Source organism: Streptomyces sp. NPDC001822, from assembly GCF_042892135.1.
Lineage (GTDB): Bacteria > Actinomycetota > Actinomycetes > Streptomycetales > Streptomycetaceae > Streptomyces.
Window position 1 is genome coordinate 1 of sequence record NZ_JBIATW010000035.1, and the last position, 1,266, is coordinate 1,266.

Consider the following 1,266-nt stretch of genomic DNA (forward strand, 5'->3'; position numbering starts at 1 on the left):
GGGTCTGATGCACGATCGGGTGACATCTGAACTGGCTTGCCTTGTAGGGCAGGTGGGAAGGATGTCGCTGTGCCCAAGCCTTACCCCCAGGAGTTCCGCGAGGACGTCGTGCGAGTCGCGAGGAACCGCGGCCCGGGCGTCACTGTCGAGCAGGTGGCCGCCGACTTCGGCGTCCACGCGATGACGCTGTGGAAGTGGATGCGCCGTGCGGACATCGGCGACGGCACGAAGCCCGGGACGACCAGCCAGGAGAGCACGGAACTACGAGAGGCCCGCCGGCGGATCAAGCTGCTGGAGCAGGAGAACGAGGTCCTGCGGCGGGCGGCGGCCTATCTGTCGCAGGCGAACCTCCCGGGAAAAGGATCTACCCGCTCGTGAAGGAGCTGGCCGGTGACGGGGTGCCCGTCACGGTCGCGTGCCGGGTGCTGAAGCTCGCCAGACAGCCCTACTACCGCTGGCTCGACGACCCGGTGACCCCAGCCGAGCTCGCCGAGGCGCATCGCGCGCACGCGCTGTTCGCCGCACACCGCGACGACCCGGAGTTCGGCTACCGCTTCCTGGCCGACGAGGCCCGCGACGCCGGTGCCGACATGGCCGACCGGACCGCGTGGCGGATCTGCCGGGACAACCAGTGGTGGAGCGTGTTCGGCAAGAAACGCGGCCGGACCAAGAAGGCGGGCCCGCCGGTCCACGAGGACCTGGTCAACCGGGCCTTCACCGCGACCGGCCCGAACCAGCTCTGGCTCACCGACATCACCGAACACCCCACCGGCGAGGGCAAGCTCTATCTCTGCGCGGTCAAGGACGTCTTCAGCAACCGGATCGTGGGCTACTCCATCGACGCACGGATGAAGTCCCGGCTGGCCGTGACCGCCCTGGACAACGCGGTCGCCCGGCGGCAGAACGTCGCCGGATGCATCCTGCACAGCGACAGAGGATCGCAATTTCGATCAAGGAAACTCGTACAAGCGCTCGGCCGCCACCAGATGGCCGGCTCGATAGGACGAGTCGGGGCGGCCGGCGACAACGCGGCCATGGAGTCCTTCTTCAGCCTGCTGCAGAAGAACGTCCTCGACCGCCGCACCTGGGCCACCCGCGAGGAACTCCGCATCGCGATCGTGACCTGGATCGAGCGGACCTACCACCGACGCCGCAGACAAGCCGCCCTCGGCCGGCTCACACCCGTCGAATACGAAACCGTCATGACCACACCGGCCCTCCAAGCCGCGTGACTGAACCTGTCACCTGAAGGTGCGGCAGACCCCA

The 1,266-nt window shown here is 67.9% G+C and carries 1 protein-coding gene; it reads left to right on the top strand.

The window, feature by feature from the left end:
• Window positions 1-69: 69 nt before the first annotated feature.
• A protein-coding gene (locus ACFYY2_RS34715; RefSeq protein ID WP_388750748.1) for an IS3 family transposase occupies window positions 70-1,232 on the top strand; the annotation gives its coding sequence in 2 pieces (ribosomal slippage) (window positions 70-354 and window positions 357-1,232; 1,161 coding nt in all).
• The last annotated feature ends 34 nt before the right edge of the window (window positions 1,233-1,266 follow it).